General features: G+C 70.4%; 20 protein-coding genes. 5 read left to right on the top strand and 15 right to left on the bottom strand.

Going from position 1 to position 18678, the window contains the following annotated elements; translation table 11 throughout:
* Window positions 1–190: 190 nt before the first annotated feature.
* The 3 genes from M1L60_RS00930 to M1L60_RS00920 all read left to right on the top strand — a co-directional run bounded on the left by M1L60_RS00930 (window position 191) and on the right by M1L60_RS00920 (window position 2698).
* Entirely contained in the window at window positions 191–1042 is an 852-nt protein-coding gene (locus M1L60_RS00930; protein WP_253235289.1) for a DedA family protein, read from the top strand.
* Window positions 1043–1068: 26 nt separating this feature from the next.
* Window positions 1069–1935, top strand: a complete 867-nt coding sequence (locus M1L60_RS00925; RefSeq protein WP_253235288.1) for an ion transporter — start codon at window positions 1069–1071, stop codon at window positions 1933–1935.
* A gap of 85 nt (window positions 1936–2020) precedes the next feature.
* Window positions 2021–2698 (top strand): SCO2207 family protein, encoded by a 678-nt coding sequence (locus M1L60_RS00920; protein WP_253235287.1) that lies wholly within the window; start codon window positions 2021–2023, stop codon window positions 2696–2698.
* 143 nt (window positions 2699–2841) lie between these two features.
* Here M1L60_RS00920 and M1L60_RS00915 read toward each other — a convergent pair whose 3' ends face one another.
* Genes M1L60_RS00915 through M1L60_RS00875 form a run of 9 tightly spaced genes read right to left on the bottom strand, consistent with a single transcriptional unit; the run spans window position 2842 to window position 11468 of the window.
* The gene (locus M1L60_RS00915; protein WP_253235286.1) at window positions 2842–4365 is read right to left on the bottom strand and encodes an acyl-CoA synthetase; all 1524 of its coding nucleotides are present in this window, start codon (window positions 4363–4365) and stop codon (window positions 2842–2844) included.
* Between the two features lie 42 nt (window positions 4366–4407).
* Entirely contained in the window at window positions 4408–4863 is a 456-nt protein-coding gene (locus tag M1L60_RS00910) for a MaoC family dehydratase (protein ID WP_253235285.1), read from the bottom strand.
* Window positions 4860–5738 carry an amidohydrolase family protein gene (locus M1L60_RS00905; protein ID WP_253235284.1) on the bottom strand — a complete coding sequence of 293 codons (879 nt, stop codon included), beginning with the start codon at window positions 5736–5738 and terminating at the stop codon, window positions 4860–4862. Before M1L60_RS00905 ends, M1L60_RS00910 begins: the two co-directional genes overlap by 4 nt.
* Window positions 5739–6653 (bottom strand): SDR family oxidoreductase, encoded by a 915-nt coding sequence (locus M1L60_RS00900; protein ID WP_253235283.1) that lies wholly within the window; start codon window positions 6651–6653, stop codon window positions 5739–5741.
* The gene (locus M1L60_RS00895; RefSeq protein WP_253235282.1) at window positions 6650–7951 is read right to left on the bottom strand and encodes a branched-chain amino acid ABC transporter permease; all 1302 of its coding nucleotides are present in this window, start codon (window positions 7949–7951) and stop codon (window positions 6650–6652) included. Before M1L60_RS00895 ends, M1L60_RS00900 begins: the two co-directional genes overlap by 4 nt.
* 55 nt (window positions 7952–8006) lie before the next feature.
* Entirely contained in the window at window positions 8007–8855 is an 849-nt protein-coding gene (locus tag M1L60_RS00890) for a branched-chain amino acid ABC transporter permease (protein WP_253235281.1), read from the bottom strand.
* Window positions 8852–9532: an ABC transporter ATP-binding protein gene (locus M1L60_RS00885; RefSeq protein WP_253235280.1), complete on the bottom strand. Its 681-nt coding sequence runs from the start codon at window positions 9530–9532 to the stop codon at window positions 8852–8854. Before M1L60_RS00885 ends, M1L60_RS00890 begins: the two co-directional genes overlap by 4 nt.
* A complete protein-coding gene (locus tag M1L60_RS00880; RefSeq protein WP_253235279.1) occupies window positions 9529–10296 on the bottom strand; it encodes an ABC transporter ATP-binding protein in 768 nt (255 codons plus the stop codon). Before M1L60_RS00880 ends, M1L60_RS00885 begins: the two co-directional genes overlap by 4 nt.
* Window positions 10296–11468 (bottom strand): ABC transporter substrate-binding protein, encoded by a 1173-nt coding sequence (locus M1L60_RS00875; RefSeq protein WP_253235278.1) that lies wholly within the window; start codon window positions 11466–11468, stop codon window positions 10296–10298. The genes M1L60_RS00880 and M1L60_RS00875 overlap by 1 nt, the downstream gene beginning before the upstream one ends.
* Before the next feature lie 88 nt (window positions 11469–11556).
* Between M1L60_RS00875 and M1L60_RS00870 the strand changes: the two genes are divergently transcribed.
* Entirely contained in the window at window positions 11557–12339 is a 783-nt protein-coding gene (locus tag M1L60_RS00870; RefSeq protein ID WP_253235277.1) for a PaaX family transcriptional regulator, read from the top strand.
* On the opposite strand, the gene M1L60_RS00865 is transcribed toward M1L60_RS00870, so the two are convergent.
* The 6 genes from M1L60_RS00865 to M1L60_RS00840 are packed head-to-tail and all read right to left on the bottom strand — an operon-like array spanning window position 12336 to window position 18025.
* Window positions 12336–13538, bottom strand: coding sequence for a HAMP domain-containing sensor histidine kinase (locus M1L60_RS00865; protein ID WP_253235276.1), 1203 nt, complete (start codon window positions 13536–13538; stop codon window positions 12336–12338). The genes M1L60_RS00870 and M1L60_RS00865 overlap by 4 nt on opposite strands.
* On the bottom strand, window positions 13535–14218 hold the full coding sequence (locus M1L60_RS00860) for a response regulator transcription factor (RefSeq protein WP_253235275.1): 684 nt from the start codon (window positions 14216–14218) through the stop codon (window positions 13535–13537). The genes M1L60_RS00865 and M1L60_RS00860 overlap by 4 nt, the downstream gene beginning before the upstream one ends.
* 7 nt (window positions 14219–14225) lie before the next feature.
* The gene (locus tag M1L60_RS00855) at window positions 14226–15083 is read right to left on the bottom strand and encodes a S1C family serine protease (protein ID WP_253235274.1); all 858 of its coding nucleotides are present in this window, start codon (window positions 15081–15083) and stop codon (window positions 14226–14228) included.
* Window positions 15084–15102: 19 nt separating this feature from the next.
* Window positions 15103–16053, bottom strand: a complete 951-nt coding sequence (locus tag M1L60_RS00850) for a VWA domain-containing protein (RefSeq protein WP_253235273.1) — start codon at window positions 16051–16053, stop codon at window positions 15103–15105.
* Complete coding sequence (locus M1L60_RS00845) at window positions 16050–17012, bottom strand: DUF58 domain-containing protein (RefSeq protein WP_253235272.1); 963 nt, start codon at window positions 17010–17012, stop codon at window positions 16050–16052. Before M1L60_RS00845 ends, M1L60_RS00850 begins: the two co-directional genes overlap by 4 nt.
* On the bottom strand, window positions 17009–18025 hold the full coding sequence (locus tag M1L60_RS00840; RefSeq protein ID WP_253235271.1) for an AAA family ATPase: 1017 nt from the start codon (window positions 18023–18025) through the stop codon (window positions 17009–17011). Before M1L60_RS00840 ends, M1L60_RS00845 begins: the two co-directional genes overlap by 4 nt.
* A gap of 79 nt (window positions 18026–18104) precedes the next feature.
* Between M1L60_RS00840 and M1L60_RS00835 the strand changes: the two genes are divergently transcribed.
* On the top strand, window positions 18105–18596 hold the full coding sequence (locus tag M1L60_RS00835) for a cupin domain-containing protein (protein WP_253235270.1): 492 nt from the start codon (window positions 18105–18107) through the stop codon (window positions 18594–18596).
* The last annotated feature ends 82 nt before the right edge of the window (window positions 18597–18678 follow it).

The raw sequence follows: 18678 nt of genomic DNA, 5'->3' as shown, positions 1-18678 counted from the left end.
CTGTGGAGAACAAGCCCGCCGCCCTTGACAAGCCATAAGATCCAAACCCGTGCCCCGAGGCGGGTGGGGGCTGGGGATGGCTGCTCGGCAAGATCGAGATTTGGCTTTGGGCTGGTGGGGGCGTGCAGGGAATTCACAGGGAGGCCGTCGATACTGGGGCCTGCCGTCGAACCAGCTATAGGAGTTCTTTGTGTCCGTGCTCGCCGAAGCCGCCCCTGAGACGTCCGGCGGGCTGACCGGGTGGGCCGTCGGCCTCATGGAATCGCTGGGGGGTCCGGGCGCGGCGCTGATCGTCGGGCTCGACAACCTGTTCCCGCCGATCCCGAGCGAGCTGGTGCTGCCGCTGGCCGGCTTCTCGGCCAGCCGGGGGGTGTTCAGCCTGCCCGAGGCCCTGTTCTGGACCACGCTGGGCTCGGTGCTGGGCGCGATCATCGTCTACTGGGCCGGCGCCCTGCTCGGCCGTGAGCGCACCCGCAACCTGGTCGCCCTCATCCCGCTGGTCAAGGTGCAAGACTTCGACCGCTGCGAGGAATGGTTCGCCAAGCACGGCACCAAGGCCGTCTTCTTCGGGCGCATGGTGCCCCTGTTCCGCAGCTTCATCTCGCTCCCGGCCGGCGTCGAGCGGATGAGCTTCTGGAAGTTCACCGTGCTGACCACGATCGGCAGCCTCATCTGGAACACGCTGTTCGTGACGGCGGGCTTCGTCCTGGGTGAGAACTGGCACCGGGTCGAGGGCTACGCCGGCGTCTTCCAGAAGATCGTCATCGCCGGCGTGGTGATCGGCATCGGCTACTTCGTCTGGCAGCGCCTGCGGTCCAACCGCCTCGGCACCCCGGGCGGCGGCGACCTCGACTCCACCGTCGTGCTCCCGGTGGTCCGCGACAAGCGCAACGACGCGTCCGACGTCGGCCTCAACGGGCTGCTCGGCCACCGCGACAACGACGCGACCCAGATCATGCGCCCCGTCCGCGGCCCCGAGAACGACGCCACCCAGATCCTGCGCCCGGTGCGCGACGACCGACCGAACCACCATCTTCGATGAGAGGCCGTTTTTCGTAGGCTGTCTTGATGTTCGACCTCTCGCGTGTGGCCCGTCGTTGTTCCCGGATCGTCGACTCGCGAGCGTTCGAGGTGACCATCGTCGTCATGATCGGGGCCAATGCGGTCCTGCTCTGCATCGAGACGTATCCGCACCTGGTCGAGTCGGCGCCCTACCTGCACCTGCTCGAATGGTTCTTCCGCGTCGTCTTCGTGACCGAGATCGGCATCCGGATCCTGGCCTACGGACGCCGCCCGCAGGACTTCTTCAAGCACGGCTGGAACGTCTTCGACTTCGTCGTCATCGCGGCCGTGTTCATCCCCGGTCTGCACGGCGACTCGGCCGCGCTGCGGGTCATCCGGATGGCCCGGGTGGTGCGGCTCGTCCGCTTCTCCCCCGGCCTGCGGACGATCGTCACCGCGCTGCTGCGCAGCTTGCCCGGCGTCGGCGGGTTCCTGGCCTTGGCCCTGGTCACGTTCTATGTGTACGGAATGGCGGGCTGGCTGCTGTTCGCCGACACCTACCCCGAGGAGTACGGCACGATCGGCCGCGCCGTACTGACCCTGTTCGTGCTGTTGTCGCTCGAGACGTTGCCCGACCTGATCCAGCAGGGCTTGGCAGTGTCGCCGTGGACGCTGCTCTTCTACGTCAGCTACGTGCTGATCACCGTGAATCTGCTGCTCAACATCCTCATCGCGGTCATCGTCAACTCGATGGAGGAGGCCCGCCGTCTCGAGATGACCGAGAGCCTCGGCACCGACGACGACAACGACGGCGTCCCCGACGACATCGACCGCATCCTGATCAGCCAGCGCCTGGACGACCTGCGCACGATGATCGGCGAGCTCGAACGGGACCTGCGGATCGACCGCCGTTCCCGATTTAAGGATCTTTAAGGTTGACCCCTCATCTGCCGGGACGACCGGGTCGTAGTTGTCGGTGGCTGCAGCGAGCAGCACCCGACGGCGAAGGAGCCACACGATGTATCGGACCCGGCAGCGCAAGATGTCCTCGACGACGCGCAAGGTCGTCCTGGGAGCTTCCGCGCTGGCGCTGGCGGGTGGCGCGTTCGCCGTCAGCACCGGCATGAGCAGCGCGGGCGAGAACTGCGCCGGCCTCGACCAGGCCCTGCGCCAGAACCTGCAGTTCATCGCCGGTCAGCGGTCGGCCCCCGACGCCCAGTCCGAGGCGCGGATCGCCAACCGCCAGGCCGTGGTGGACCTGATCAACCAGCGCCGCGTGGTGGCGGGGTGCAACGCCGACGTGGCCGGTGAGGTGCCCGGGGCCGCGGCTCCGGTCGGTGGCGGTCAGGCGACCAAGCCGCCGGTCGCGAAGCCCCCGGCGGCCAACCCGCCCGCGGCCAACCCGCCGGCCGCCAACCCGCCCGCGGGCAACGCCGGGACGGGTGCGGGCGAGGTCGTGTGCAAGGGGTCCACGGTGACGCTGTCGGGTGAGGCGGGCGCGCCGTTCGCGTCCAGCGGCACGTTCCCGATCGGCACCACCCTGAAGGTCACCAACCTCGACAACAACAAGAGCACGACGGTCAAGGTGGAGACGACCTCGGGCAGCTGCGTCCTGCTCAACAACGCCGCGTTCGAGCAGGTCCGCGAGCCCGGCAAGTTCCTCATCCGCCGCGCCGTCATCGAGCGCGTCGGCTGACCCACCGCTGTTCACCTGCCGGTTCGGGCCGGCGGTTCTGAGCCACGCCGCCGCCCGGCGAGGGTCCCGAGACGCGCCGCCGCTCGGCAAGGCGTCGGCCGGGGCGCCCGGCGAACGATCATCGTTCGCCGGGCGCGCCCGTGTCAGGGGCCGGCTGGGGTTTCATTGCGCGTTTCCGGGTTCAGGGGGCGGGATCGCAGGGGCGCCTTGCGCACTTTGTTCGAGCCGGTTCGCGGCAGGTCGTCGACCACGTCGAAGTAGACCGGCAGTTTGTAGCGGGCGAGCCGCTCGCCCAGAAACTCGCGCAGCTCAACCGGATCGACCTCATGGCCGGAAGCGGCGACGAGGAAGGCCCGCCCGACCTCACCCCACTTCTCATCCGGCACGCCGACCACCGCCGCCTCGGCCACCGCCGGATGCTCGAACAGCGCCGCCTCGACCTCGGCCGGGTACACGTTCTCGCCACCCGAGACGTACATGTCCTTGAGCCGGTCGACGATGTGGAAATGCCCGCCGTCGTCCACCACCGCGACATCTCCCGACCGGAACCAGCCGTCATCGGTGAATGCCGCCGCCGTGGCCTCGGGATCGTTCCAGTAACCCGGCGTCACGTTGGCTCCCCGCACCAACACTTCTCCCGGTTCGCCGGCCTCCGTGTCGCTCAGCTCCGCCCGTACACACCGAACGTCGGCAAAGAACACCGGAACCCCCGCCGAACCGACGTGAGCCGGACTCTCCCGAGCCTCGAGAAACGTCGCCCCCGGCGCCGTCTCGGTCAACCCGTACCCCTGACAGAAGGTCAACCCCCTTCCCTGGTACGCCGTGATGAGCGCCGGCGGAACAGCCGCACCCCCGCTCATCACGCTCCGCACGGACGACAGATCCGTCGACGCCCACCGCGGTGACCGAGCCAGAGCCGCGAACATCGCGGATACTCCGAACATCCAGGTGACCCGCTGCGACGCGATCAGCTCGAGCGCTTCCTCCACATCCCAGCGCGGCATGATGACGCTGGCCCCACCCTTGAGAAACGTCGGCAGCAGACACTGATTGAGCGCCGCCACGTGGAACAACGGCGCCCCGATCAGGCCCACCTCGTCCGAGCCGACGTCCACTCCCACCAGCAGGTTGAAGCAGTTCCAGACAACGTTCCCGTGCGTCAGCACCGCTCCCTTGGGCCGCCCGGTGGTCCCCGACGTGTAGAGGATGAACGCCGCATCATCGAGCGCTACTGCCACACACTCATCCACAGGCGGCCCGTTATCCACAGCCAGGTCGCTCAATTCAAACAAAGCAACAGCTGTGGACAACTCCCGGACAACCCCCGCGCAAGACGGCCCGAAAACCAGCACAGAAGCACCGCTGTGCCCAAGCATGTAATCAATCTCGGGCGCCGTGAGCCTGAAGTTGAGCGGCACAAAGACGGCCCCCAGCCGATGCGCGGCGAACATCGTCTCCACGAACGCCGGATGGTTACCCCCGAGGTAGGCAACCCGATCCCCCACCCCGACCCCCGCTTCCCGGAGCCGCCCCGCCACCCTCCCCACCCGCGCATGCAACTCCCCATACGTGACCCGCTCCCCTTGCCAGACCAACGCAGTCCGCCCCGGCGAGATAGCCGCCCGCCGCGCAGGCCATCCCCCCAGCGCCCCATTGCTCACCGTCATGAGATTCCTCCGACCGCCCCGGCGCCTGATGGGCATCCGTGATCAGGCGTAATAGCGGTAGATCGGGTAGGCCACGCAGGCCGGCTTGTCGATGCCGTCGATGTGGACGGTGAACGTGAGCGACATCTGCACGCAGCGCCGGGCCACTTCTTCGACCGCATCGACGGTGGCCGTCAGGCGGATCTTCGAGCCGACCCGGACCGGACTCGGGAACCGCACCTTGTCGAGGCCGTAGTTGACGCCCATCTTGATGCCCTCGACCCGCAGGATCTCCGAGAAGAACGGGATGACCAGCGACAACGTCAGATAGCCGTGGGCGATCGTCCCGCCGAAGGGACCCTGGGCGGCCCGGTCGACGTCGACGTGGATCCACTGGTGGTCGTTCGTGGCCTCGGCGAACGCGTTCACCCGGTCCTGCGTGACCTCCAGCCACGAGCTGGGCCCGAGTTCCCGCCCGACCAGCGCCTTGAGCTCGTCCAGTCCGTTGACAGTGATCATGTGGTGTTCTCCCTCAGTCCTAGGAGCCGCACTGCGTTGTCCTTCAAGATTCTGGGCCGCACGTCGGGCTTGATGTCCAGAGCGGCGAAGTCAGCCAGCCATCGGTCCGGGGTCAGAACCGGATAGTCCGAACCGAACAGCACCTTGTCCTTCAACAGCGTGTTGGCATAGCGCACCAGCTGCGGCGGAAAGTACTTCGGCGACCACCCCGACAGGTCGATATGCACAAGCGGCTTGTGCGTGGCGACCGCGAGCGCCTCGTCCTGCCACGGGAACGACGGATGGGCCAGCACGATCGTCAACCCCGGGAAGTCGACCGCCACGTCGTCGACCAGCATCGGGTTCGAGTAGCGCAGCCGCACCCCACCACCGCCGGGCACGCCCGCGCCGATCCCCGTCTGCCCCGTGTGGAACAGCGCCGGCACGCCGAGTTCCTCGATCGCCTCGTAAAGCGGATACGCTATCCGATCGTCCGGCGCGAACCCCTGCAGGCTCGGGTGAAACTTGAATCCCCGTACGCCGTGGTCTTGAACGAGACGGCGGGCCTCGCGCACACCGGCCCGGCCGCGGTGCGGGTCGATCGAGGCGAACGGAATCAACACATCGCCGTGCGCCGCGCACGACTCGGCCACGTCCTCGTTACGGATGCGCGGGTGCCCCGTGGCGTGCTCGGCATCAACCGTGAACACGACCGCCGCCATCCGGCGCTCCCGGTAATACGCCGCGGTCTCGTCCACCGTCGGCTGCCGAGGACCACCCGATTTGAAGTACGCGGCGGAGGCCCCCAGCAGCTCCGGGCTCAGCGACCCGTGCCCGTCCGGCCCCACCTCGCAGTGGGTGTGCACATCGATGGCGACCAGCGCGTCGACGTCCACTCAGGTCACCGGAGGCAGCGTCGGAGCCGGAATCCCGTACGTCTCCGGCTCCGCACCGACGCTTGCGGCCCACGCCTCCGCGATCGCCTCGGTGGTCCACCCGCCCTCGGCGAACGCGACCGTCTTCTCGTGCGGATGTGCCCACAGGGCCAGGCGGTCGCCCCCAACGCCGATCGCCTGGCCCGTGACATCCTTGGCCGCGTCCGAGGCCAGAAACACCACCAGGCCCGAGACGTCGTCAACAGTGCCCATGCCCTCATCCCGCCGCAGCCAGGTGGGCAGCGGCGCGCCGGTCCGTTCGGCCTCCTCGATCACCGGAGCGAAGGCCGGGATCGTCTTCGTCATCTCGGTGACGGCAACCGGAACGATCGCATTGGCGGTGATCCCGGCCCGCGCCAGCTCGAGCGCCCAGGTGCGGGCCATCGCCGCGATCCCGGCCTTGGCCGCCGCGTAGTTCGTCTGCCCGAAGTTCCCCCGCTGCCCCGCCGGCGAAGACACAAGGATCAACCGCCCACCTTCCCCGCGCTCCCGCATGTGGACAGCCGCCGCCCGTCCACAGGTGAACGTGCCACGCAAATGCACATTGACGACAGCATCGAAGTCGTCATCGCTCATCTTCCACAGGACCCGGTCCCGCAGAATCCCGGCGTTGGTCACCATCACATCGAGCCGCCCGAACTCCCGCACCGCGGTATCCACAAGCAGTTCGGCAGTAGCCGTCTCCCCCACAGCAGCGGCGACCCCCGTCGCCCGTCCCCCACCCGCCCGGATCCCCGCAACCGCTTCATCCACAGCCCCCGAGTCAACATCGTTGACCACCACCGCCGCCCCCGCACCGGCCAGCGCCCGCGCATACCCCAGCCCCAACCCCCGCCCACTCCCCGTAACAACAGCAACCTTCCCGGAAAGTCTCACCGTTCCTCCCGTCCCACATCCGATCGCCCCGAAGACAAAGACCCAGCCCCCGCACTATCACCATCAGAAGCGGATCCACTATCCGCAGAGCCACCACCACAGCCGCCGGAACCCCGACGGCCAGGAGCGGACTCCCCGGCGGCAGAACCATCAGCCGCGACGCCACCAGACGCTGCGCCACCGCATGCTGCGCCACTTGGTTCAGACTCACCGACCGTCACCTGCTCGGAGGCCGTCCCGCCGTCCCCATCGCCAGGCGCCGATTCGACAGCATCACTGTCGGCTGTAGCGGGCCCCGAACCACCAGAGGCCAAACCGACAGCATCGGCGCTGCTGGGGCCCGCGCTGTCGAGCTTGGCGAGCAGGCGGGTTGTGGCGGGGACTATGCCTCGGGGTAGGTAGCGGACTACGGCGATCAGGACCAGGGCGTAGACGGCGTACGAGAACACTGTGGGGGCGTAGCTGGGCATGCCGGGCTGGGTGCCTACGGTGTTCAGCAGTTGGACCAGTAGGACGATCACTACGGCGCCGACCACTGGGCCGGTCAGGGTGCCCAGGCCGCCCACTACGGCCATCACCACGAACTCGATGGAGAGCAGCACCGGGAATGAGCCGGGCGACAAGTAGCCGAGGTAGAACGCGTATACGCCGCCGGCTAGGCCTGCGAACGCGGCTGACAGGGCGAACACTGCCAGGCGGTAAGCGCCTACCGGGACGCCGGCCGAGGCGGCGGCGATCTCGCTGGTGGCGGCGGCCCGCAAGGCGCGGCCGGGGCGAGACTTCACCACATTGCGCGAGATCAGCAGCACTGTCGCCAGGACCAGCCAGGACAGGTAGGCGTAGGCGAGGTCGTCGCGTAGTTCGAAGCCGCCCACCGACAGCCGTGGGATGCCCTGCAAGCCGATCGCGCCGCCGGCCCACGTTCCCTGGCTCAGCAACGAGAGCAGGATCAGCTGCACGGCCAGCGTGGCGAACGCCAAGTGGTGACCGCGCAGACGCAGCAGGGGTGCGCCGATCACAACCGCCGCCACCGCCGCGATGACCGGTGCGGCCACCAGGCCGATCACCGGGGGCAGGCCGTGGACCGTCAGCAGTCCCGCGCCGTAAGCGCCGATCGCGTAGAACGCCGCCTGCCCCAGTGACACCTGCCCCGCGTAACCCATCAGCAGGGAAACTCCGGCGGTGACGGCCGCCGTCAAACCCAGCAGCACGTACGTTGCGAGGTGCCGCTCCGGCAGCAGCGGCGGAATCGCCAACGTCACGACCCCGGCGGCTATCAACACCGACCGACGGCTCATGGTGTCGCCTCCTTGCCGGGACGACGGTCACCGTGAGCATCTGAGGTGTTCGGGCTCATCGTGTCGCTCCGACCAGCGAGCCGGCGCGTGTGGCCTGGATGACCATCACCGTGAGCATCAGGAGCAGGGCTACCTCCAGTTGGTAGGCGCCGCCGCCGAAACCGGCGATCAGGGTCTGGGCCACGCCCAGCAGCAGGCCGCCGGCCAGCGCCACCCCGGGCCGGGTCAGGCCGCCCAGGACGGCGGCGGCGAAGCCGTTCACGATCAGGGTCACGTCGCTGTCGAAGGTGACCTGCTGGACCGGGGTGGTGAGCACCCCGGCCAGACCGCCCAGGGCGCCCCCGAGCGCGAACGCCAGCAACCCCATCCGGCGGACGTTGATTCCCACCACCCGGGCCGCGTAGCGGTTGCTGGCGCAGGCAGTCAGGGCCTTGCCGAGGTCGGTGCGGCCGAAGAACAGCGCCAAGCCCGCGAACACCGGCACCGTCACGGCCAGGATCAGCAGGTAGTGGGCCTGGATCCGGGCGTCGCCCACGGTCAGCACCCCGGGCAGTCCTCCGAAGGACCGCGGCTGGTCGCCCCACAGCACGATCTCGACCGCGTACGCGAACACTCCCACCCCGAGCGTCACGATCAGCGCGGCGCCCGGCTCGCCCGTGGCGATCAGGCCGACCAGCACCCCGGCGCCGGCCGCCACCACGACCGCCAGCGTTTCTGACAGCACGTGGGGCAGGCCGGCCGCCAGCAGGGTCGATGTGAGCATCGCGGCCACCACCGCGAACGCGCCCTGGGCGAAGTTCACCACGCCGGTCACCCGGTAGATGGCGACCAGCCCGCTGCCCACCAGCGCGTACCCGGCCCCGAGGCCGAGACCCGTCACCACGTACGCGATGAGGTCGCTCATCCCGCCGCCACGTGTCCGCCGAGATAGGCCGCCGCCACCCTGGGGTCGCGCGCGAGTGCGGCCGCGTCGCCGCTCAGCACGATCCGCCCGGTCTCCAGCACGTACGCCCGCTCGCACAACGACAACGCCAGCCGGGCGTTCTGTTCGATCAGCAGCACGGCCAGCCCCCGCTCGCGGTGCAGCGCCGTCAAATGACCGACCAGCGTGCGTACGACCAACGGGGCCAAGCCCAGGCTGAGCTCATCCACGACGAGGACGTCGGGCCGGGCCATCAACGCCCGCCCGATCGCGACCATCTGCTGCTGCCCGCCCGACAAGGTGCCCGCCGGCCGCCGCCGCAGCGGGGTCAGCTCGGGCATCAGCTCGTAGATGCCCGCCGTGTCCCGGCCCCGCCGCCCGTTCCGCCAACCGCCCAGCCGCAGGTTGTCGTCGACGCTCAGGTCGGCGAACACCTCGCGCCCCTCGGGCACCTGCGCCAGCCGCCCCCGCACGTCGACCTGCCCGGCCTCCGCCCCCACGAGGCCGGACAGCGCTTTCACCAATGTGGACTTACCGGCCCCGTTGGCTCCGATCAGCGCGACCATCTCGCCCGCCTCGACGGTGAGGTCGACCCCGTCCAGCGCGGTCGCCCCGCCGTACCGGACCACCAGCCCCTCCACCCGTACGACCGCGGTCATGTCACCGCCTCGCCGAGGTACGCGTCGATCACCGTGGAATCCGCGCGCACCTGCTCCGGCGTCCCGTCGGCGATGACCCGGCCCAGGTCGAGCACGGTGACCCGGTCGGCCAGCCGCATGACGAAGCCGACGTCGTGCTCGATCAACAGCATGGTCAGCCCTTCGCGCCGCAATTCACCCAGCAGCGCAGCCAGTCGTTTCCGCTCCCCCGATCGCAGCCCGGACGCGGGCTCGTCGAGCAGCAACAACCGCGGCCGTCCGCACAGCGCACGCGCCAACTGCAGGGCCCGTTGCTGCCCCAACGGCAACGTCTCGGCCGGCCGGTCCGCCCACTCCTCGATCCCCGTACGGGCCAGGCATTCCCACGCCCGCGCCTCGATCGCCCGTTCCTCGGCCCGGAACCGCGGCAGCCGCAGGGCCGCGGTCACGAACCCGGCCCGCGTCGTGCCGTGCGCGCCCACCATCACGTTCTCGAGCGCCGTCATGCCGGGGAAGATGCGAGCCGCCTGGAACACCACCCCGATACCCAGCTTTCCGCGCCGATGGACAGCCAGCCTGTCGATGCGCCGGCCGTCGAGAACGACAGTCCCGCTGTCGACCGCGAGTTGCCCGCCGATCAGGGCGAACAGCGTCGACTTGCCCGCGCCGTTGGGCCCGATGACGGCTCGCAGCTCACCCGGCTCGACCGTCAGATCCACCTCCCGTACGGCGTAGACCCCACCGAATGACCGCGACGCCCCGGTCACCCTGAGCGCGGCGCCCATCAGCCGCCGACCGTGGCCAGCTCGGCCTTCGAGTAGTCGGTGGGCTCGAACTGGCCGCCGCGCACGCTGGTGATGGCGATGAAGTCGGTCGTCAGTCCACTGTGGTTGTCAGCCGTGTACTTGTAGGTGCCGTTGGGCGTGGTCAGCGTGAGGCCCTCCAACGCGTCCCGCACCTTCTTGCGGTCGGCCCCGCCCGCCTTCTCGATGGCCGCGGCCAGCAGCTTCACCCCGCTGTAGCCGTCCTGCGCGAACTGCGGCGGCGGATAACCGTGCTTGGCCTCGAAGGCCTTCGACAGTTCCTCGATCGCCGTCTTCTGTGGACCGGCGGGCAGCGCGTGGCCGACGACGCCGATCGAGCTGGCGATCGTCACGCCCTCGGCGGCCGGCCCGGCCGGGTCGAGGAACAGCTTGCTGGCCTGCGAACCGGTCAGCACCAGCGGAATCTTCAGGCCGCTGGCCGCGTACTGCTTGGTCAGCGCGACCGCGGGCGCGCCCGTGCCCCACACCATCAGGGCCTGCGCGTCCGACGCCCGTACGTGCGTGAACACCGCGCTGAACTCGGTGGCCGTCGTCTGGAACGGCTCGACCGGGTTCAGCGTCACCCCGTACTGGGAAGCCTTGGCCTGCAGGCCCTTGAAACCGGCCGAGGCGTAACTGCTCTTGGTGTCGTAGGCGACGGCGACGCGGGCCAGTTTCTGGTCCTGGAAGTATTGGAGCGCGGCTTCGGCGTAGGTGCCGGCGAGCGCGGGCACGACGAAGACGTACGGGTGGATCGGCGTGACCTGCTCGTCGGCCGGGGTCAGCGACAGGTACGGGATCTCCTCGCGGTCGACCAGCGGGATCGTGGCCAGCGCCGAGTTCGAGAAGGGCGAGCCGATGACGGCGTCGGAGTCGTCCTTGAGCTCGTTGAACGCGAGCACGGCCTGATCGGGCAGGCTCTTGTCGTCCCGTACGGAAAGCTCGATCTTGCGGCCGCCGAGGCCCCCGGCCGTGTTGATCTGGTCGACGGCCAGCGCCACCGACTTCTGGTTCTCGGTGCCCAGCGGCGAGTAGTTGCCGGTCAGCGACACGATCTGGCCGACCTTGATGACGTCCGCGGAGGAGCCGCCGGAGGAATCGGAAGCGCAGCCGGCGGTCACCAGCACGAGGAGACAGACGAGGACGAGGCGCACGGTGTACCTCCCTGAACATGTGGGAGCGTGAATGCCGAAGTTAGGCGCGTCTGGAACTGCCGTCAAGAATCTGCCTAACATCTTCCGTATGGCGCAACCGCAGACCCTGCTGCTGATGTTGTTCGGCGACTTCGTGCTCGACCGCGGGGTCAGCGTCTTCTCGGGCAGCGTGATCGACGTGTGCGCCCGGCTCGGCGTCTCGGAGCACGCCGCCCGCTCCACGCTGACCCGCATGGTCAACCGCGACCTGCTGCAGCGCCGCCGGGCCGGTCGCCGCATGTACTTCGGGCTCACCGAACGCTCGACCGCGATCCTGCGCGACGGCCGCACCCGCATCTGGGAGACCGGCGCCGTCAACGACCGCTGTGACGGCACGTGGACGCTGCTCAGCTTCTCGCTGCCCGAGTCGTGGCAGCGCCAGCGGCACGACCTGCGCTCCCAGCTGGCCTGGGCCGGGTTCGGGCCGATCCAGGGCGGCCTGTGGATAGCGCCGGGCGAGGTCGACGCCCAGCAGATCGTGGGCGAGCTCGGCCTCGAGGCGCACGCCCGCGTCTTCCACGCCCGGGCCGGCGCGCTCACCGACATCGGGGCCCTGGTGCGCGACGCGTACGACCTGGACGGCCTGGCCCGCAACTACGCCGAGTTCCTGGCCCGCTGGGACGGCCCGCCACCACTGACCGACCCCCTCGCGGCCCGGCTCAGCCTGATCGCCGAGTGGCTGCACGCCATCCGCCGCGACCCCCGCCTGCCGGTCGAGCACCTGCCCGCGGAATGGCCCGCCGTCCGCGCCCAGAAGGTCTTCCGCGAACTCGAGACCGCCTCCTTGGCGCCGGCCCGCGCCATCGCCGCCGGCCTGCTCGACGTGATCTAAGGCCAGGGGCTGCCGTGCGGGGGTGGGTCCTCGTCGGTGCGGTCGGCGGCGGGTAGCCACAGGACGAACGTGCTGCCGTTGCCCGGGGTGGAGTAGGCCGCGACCCGGCCGCCGTGCGACTCGACGATCTGGCGGACGATGGCCAGGCCGAGGCCGGTGCGGCGTTCCCGGCGGACGCCGTCGGTGGGCGGGGCGTCGGCGCCGCGCCAGAAGCGGTCGAAGACGCGGGGCAGGTCGGCCGGGGCGATGCCGGGGCCCTCGTCGGCCACGGCCAGCCACAGCCACGAGCCCGTGCGGCCGGTGGCCACGGTGATGGTCGACGGGGCCGGGGCCAGCCGCACCGCATTGGACAGCAGGTTGCCCGCGGCCCGGCGCAGAGCGTCGGCGTCGCCGATCAGGTGCAGCTCGGGCGCCGTCGCGACGCGCAGCCGCAGCGGCCGGTCGGTCACGAACGACTCCTCGCCCGCCTCGCGGGCCACCACCGACAGGTCGACGTCGGCGTCGGGGGTCGCCTCGGCGTCGCGGCGGGCCGTGGCCAGCAGGTCCTCGACCAGCCGGGACATGCGCGTGGTGGCCCGGTCGACCACCACCACGGCGCGTTGCTTCTCCTCGGGCGTCGCCTCGTCCACGGTGAGCGACGCGTCGAGGTTGGTCCGGATGATGGCCAGCGGACTGCGCAGCTCGTGCGAGGCGTCGTCGATGAGCTGCCGCTGCGCCTGGAACGCGTGGTCGAGCCGGTCGAGCATCGAGTCGATGGTGTCGGCCAGGTCGCGCAGCTCGTCGCGGGGCCCGCCGAGCCGGATCCGCCGGGACAGGTCGGTGGCCTGGATCTCGCGGGTGGTCCGGGTGATCGCGCCGACCGGCCGCAGCGCCCGCCCCGAGAGCACCCAGCCGATGGCCAGGCTGGCCACGAACAGCACGGCCAAAGCGATCAACGTGTACGACCGCAGCGTCGTGAGCGTGTTGTAGTTGACCGCTGCCTCGATCTGACCGATCTCGGCCACGCTGGTCGTCCCCTGGAACTCCCGGTTCTGGTTGTAGACCTTGCCCAGCTGGGCCGTCACCGGCTGCGGTTCGGTCGTCTCGCGGACGGCCAGGTAGATCCCCCCGAGGGTCACGGCGGCCACGGCGAACAGCACCATCGAATAAACGGCGGTGAGCCGGAACCGGATCGACCGGAACACCTCGGGGAGATTCACGCCGCCGCCTCCCGCAGCCGGTAGCCGCGCCCGACCACCGTCTCGATCGAGCCCTCGCCCAGCTTGCGCCGCAGCGTGCCCACGGTGACCCGCACGGTCTGGGTGAACGGGTCGGCGTTGGCGTCCCAGACATGCTCGAGCAGTTCCTCGCTCGAGACCACGTGCCCGGGCCGGGTCATCAGATATTCCAGTACGCCGAACTCCTTGGGCGTCAGCGACAACGGGCGCTCGGCCACGGTCACCGTGTGGCGGGCCGCGTCGAGCACGATGTCGCCCACGGTGAGCTGGGCCGAACCCCCGCCGCCGTCACGCCGAAGCAGGGCCCGCACGCGGGCCAGCAGCTCGGCCAGGTGGAACGGCTTGACCAGGTAGTCGTCGGCCCCGTCGTCGAGTCCGCGCACCCGGTCGTCCAGCCCGCCGCGGGCGGTCAGCATCAGCACCCGCGGATCGGTGTCGCCGGGAGTCGGCAGTTCGCCGGTGCGCAGCGAACGACACAGGTCGAACCCGCTGCCGTCGGGCAGGTTCACGTCGAGCAGCATCAGGTCGTACTCGTTGACGGTCAGCCGGTCATAGGCCTGGGCGGCGTCGAGCGCGACGTCCACCGCGTAACCGGTGCGGGCGAGCCCCACCCGGAGGCCCTCCGCCAGATCTTCCTCGTCCTCAACCACCAGCAACCGCATGCTTCGACTATCCACGGGAGATGAGGGAATCGGCGACCTGACGGGCCCGTTCGATGGGAACCGCGAACCCGATCCCGATCGAACCACCGCCCTCCAGGGTGGCGATGGCCGTATTCACCCCGATTACCTCGCCGCGGGCGTTCACGAGGGGTCCGCCGGAATTGCCGGGGTTGATGGAGGCGTCGGTCTGCACCGCCGTCTGGCGTGAAGTTCCCCCCAGGCGTACGGGCCGGTCCAGCGCACTGACGATGCCGGCCGTCACGGTACCGCTCAGTCCCAGCGGGGAGCCCACCGCCAGCACCGGCTCGCCGACCCGGGTCGCGCGCGGGTCGGCCAGGTCGAGCCGGTCGAGCGCGCCCGCGTCGTCGACCCGCAGCACGGCGATGTCGTTGCTCGGGTCGGTGCCGACCACCTCGGCGTTGAGGCGCTTGCCGTCGGAGCCGACGACGGTGATGTTCCCGCCGCGCCCGCCGGCCGCGACGACGTGGTTGTTGGTGACGATGTGGCCGCGGTCGTCGAACACGAACCCGGAGCCGGAGCCGCCGCCCGAGGCGGTGCGCACCTGCACCGACACGACGCCCGGGAGCACCCGGGCCGCCGCCCCGACCAGGTCCGAGGGCACCCCGCCGACCGGCGGCGGGGCGGCCGTGGCCGGTTCGGCACCGTCGTCGTCGCGGCCCGCGGCGTAACCGGCGACTCCCCCGGCCCCGGCCGACAGCCCGATGACGGCCAGTGCGGCCAGGGCAGCGGCCGGCAGGCGGCGCGGCGCTCTGTGCGCGGGCTCGGTAGAAGAGCCGGGTGAGGGTGCCGTGGCCCAGTCGGGCGAGTGGAATTCCGGGCCGCGAGGTGAGCCGAGTCCAGACATGAGCGTTCCTTTCCAGAGGTCAGGGGAGGCGGGCGAACCAGAACATCGAGGCCAGCGCCGCGAGCACGGCCAGGCCGAGCCCGATGCCGATGAAGCGCGCGGACACGTCCCGCACCTCGGTCTGATAACCCACGGAAGAGCCGATGTCCGCGTACGCGTTCTGGAGCTCCTCGGTGTTGGCCGCCTCGAAGTAGCGGCCGCCGGTGGCCTCGGCGACCGACTGCAACGTCTCGCCGTCGACCGGCACGGCCTGGCCGTCGCCGATGGTGCCGGCGGCCGTACCGAAGGAAATGGTGTCGACCGGAACGCCGAGCTCGGTCGCCATGCGGGCCGCCTCGGCCGGGTCCTGCCCCGAGGTGTTGGCGCCGTCCGACAGGACGATCACACGGGCCGGCGGCACGTCCTCGTCGGCGGCCGCGTCGACCGAGCGGATCTGCTCGAGCGCCGACGCGATGGCGTCGCCGATCGCCGTGCCGGCCTGCCCGGCCGAACCGTCGGCCAGCCGGTCGATGCCGGCGCCGAGCTGGGCCCGGTCGGTGCCCGGGGGCACGAACACCGAGGCCTGACCGGCGAACCCGACCAGCCCCACGTTGAACTGCTCAGGCAGGTCCTCGATGAAGATGCGGGCCGCGTCCTTGGCCGCGCTGAGCCGGTCCGGGGCGACGTCGTCGGCCAGCATCGACCGCGAGACGTCCACCGCGACCAGCACCGTCGCCCGCTCGCGGGGCACCCGCACCTGGTCCTGGGGCTGGGCGAAGCCCACCACGAGCAGGCCCAGCATGGCCAGGAACAGCGAGGCGGGCAGGTGCCGCCGCCAGCCCGGGCGGCGCGGGGCCACCCGGTCGAGCAGCTTCAGGTTGGTGAAACGGACGGCGTACTTGCTGCGGCGGCGCTGGGTCAGCACGTAGGCCACGGCCAGCGCGGCCACGCCGAGCAGCAGCCACAACCGTTCGGGGGAAAGCCAGGTCATCTCGAATTCCTCTGGGGTTTCGTGGCACCCCGGCTCAGCCGCCGCCGGGCATGCACATGACGCACGATGTCGGCGACCCAGTCGCGGTCGGTCCGAAGGGGAAGGTGGGCGGCGCCGGCCCGCTTGACCGCCTGCGCGATCGTGGCCTGCTGCTGGGCCGCGGCCGCGGCGTACCGCTCGCGCAGTTTGCGGCTGGCCGTGGGCACCTCGCGGCGGCGGCCGGTCTCGGGGTCGACCAGCGTCAGCAGGCCGACGTCGGGCAGTTCCTGCTCGCGCGGGTCACCGACCTGCACGGCCAGCACCTGATGGCGGGAGGCGAGCCGGCGCATCGGCTCCTCCCAGGCGGGCGCGGCCGGGCCCAGGCCGTCCTCGTCGAGCCCGTCGAGGAAGTCGGAGACCACCACGACCAGCCCGGAGCGGGGTGTCTGGCGGTGCAGCGTCTGTATGCCGGCGGCCAGGCCGACCGCCTGCTGGTTGCGGGGCGTGAGCATCATGGCCCGCAGCAACGAGAGCAGCGCCTGGCGGCCGCCGCGAGCGGGGAAACGCCGTACGCCCTCGCCCGCGAGCAGGTGGGCGCCGAGCCGGTTGCCGTTGCCGAGCGTGAGGAAGCCGACGGCCGCCACCGCGGCGATGGCCAGCTCCCGCTTCTCCAGGTCGGCGGTGCCGAAGTCCATGCTGGCGCTGGCGTCGACCAGGACGTGGGTGCCGAGCTCGCGGTCGGCGTCCACGGTGCGCACGTGGGGCACGGTGGTGCGGGCCGTCACCGACCAGTCCATCCGGCGCACCTCGTCCTCGCCGGGCCGGTACTCACGGCTGCCGGCGGGTTCACTGCCGATACCGGGCAGCAGGCCCAGGTACGTACCATGCAGGAGCCCGTCGAGACGCCGCGTGATCATCAGTTCGAGCCGGCGCAACCGCCGTTCCGGCACCAGCTCGGCCCGGAAGCCGCCCTCGTTCATGCGGCCATCCCCAGGCCCGGCCCCGCGTGCTCCTGGGCCGGGGCGATCAGCGGCAGCGGCACGGCCTCGAGGATGCGGCGGACGACGTCCTCGGCCTGCACACCGTCGGCGACCGCGTCGAACGAGAGCACCAGGCGGTGCGCGAGCACGTCGGGGGCGATCTCGAGCAGGTCGGCCGGCAGCACGTAGTCACGGCCGCGCAGCAGGGCGAGGGCCCGGCCGGCGGCCACGAGGCCCAGCGTGGCCCGCGGGCTCGCCCCGTACGCCAATTGCGAAGCCACCTCGGGCAGGCCGAACCGCTCGGGTTCGCGGGTGGCCAGGACCAGGCGGACGACGTATTCGGCCAGGGCGTGGTGGACGAACACCTCGCGGGCCCGGTTCTGCAGCCCGTGCAGGATCATCGGGTCGAGCACGCGCTGGGCGGCCGGGCGGGCGCCCCCCATGCGGTAGAGGATGCCCAGCTCCTCCTGCTCGGTGGGATAGCCGACGACCACGCGCATGAGGAAGCGGTCGCGCTGCGCCTCGGGCAGCTGGTAGACGCCCTCGCTCTCGATCGGGTTCTGGGTGGCCAGCACCAGGAACGGACGCGGCACGGGGTAGGTGCGGCCGCCGAGCGAGACGTGCCCCTCGGCCATGACCTCGAGCAGCGCCGACTGCACCTTGGCCGGGGCGCGGTTGATCTCGTCGGCCAGCACGATGTTGGCCATGATCGGGCCCAGCTCGACGTCGAACGACTCCTTGCCGGCGCGGTAGATGCGCGTGCCGAGGATGTCGGACGGGACCAGGTCGGGGGTGAACTGGATCCGGTGGAACGAACCGCCGACGGCGGTGGCCAGGGTCTCGGCGGCCAGCGTCTTGGCGACGCCGGGGACGCCCTCCAGCAGGCAGTGGCCGCCGGCGAGCAGGGATGTCATGAGGCGTTCGATCAAACGGTCCTGGCCGACGATGACCTTCTTGACCTCGAAGAGGGTTCGTTCCAGGCGGTCGGTCGAGTCTTCTGTCATGGGACTCATGACAGCAAGCGGGACCGAAAACCAGCCGAAGCGTTGGCTGGGTGGTAGCTGACAGCGGCCTGAGGGCAAGATGATCGGTATGACCTATCCACCGTCGCGATACCACGGCATCACCGGTGAAGTCAGCGCCACCTACCGGCCCCGGGACACACCACCCGAGTTCGAGTATCCGAACGGGACCCGGGTGTCCTATCTCTCCTCCGGGGACTCGACCGGCGGGCTGTTCGGGCTCTACCGCTGGGAATGCGGGCCGGGTGTGACCGGGCCCGATCCCCACTTCCACCGCTCGATCGCCGAGTCGTTCTACATCCTCACCGGCAGCATGAGCATCTACAACGGCCGGGAGTGGGTCACCACCGAGCCCGGCGACTACGTGCACGTGCCGATCGGCGGCCTGCACGGGTTCAAGAACGTGTCGGGCGAGCCGGCCTCGATGCTGCTGCACTTCTCGCCCGGGGCGCCGCGTGAGGCCTACTTCGAGGGGCTGGTCGGGATCGCGCAGATGGAGGACGAGGAGCGGGCCGAGTTCTACGCCAAGCACGACAACATCTGGCTCGACGACAAGCACTGACCTTCCGGCGACGTTCCGCTAAGGCCCTCCCGCATGATGCCGATCATGCAGATGAGGGAGATGCGGACCACCGTGCCGGGAG

Source organism: Paractinoplanes aksuensis (assembly GCF_024137025.1).
In the GTDB taxonomy this organism is placed as follows: domain Bacteria; phylum Actinomycetota; class Actinomycetes; order Mycobacteriales; family Micromonosporaceae; genus Actinoplanes; species Actinoplanes aksuensis.
The sequence above is the reverse complement of the archived record's forward strand: the minus strand, read 5'-3'. Positions and strand labels throughout refer to the sequence as shown.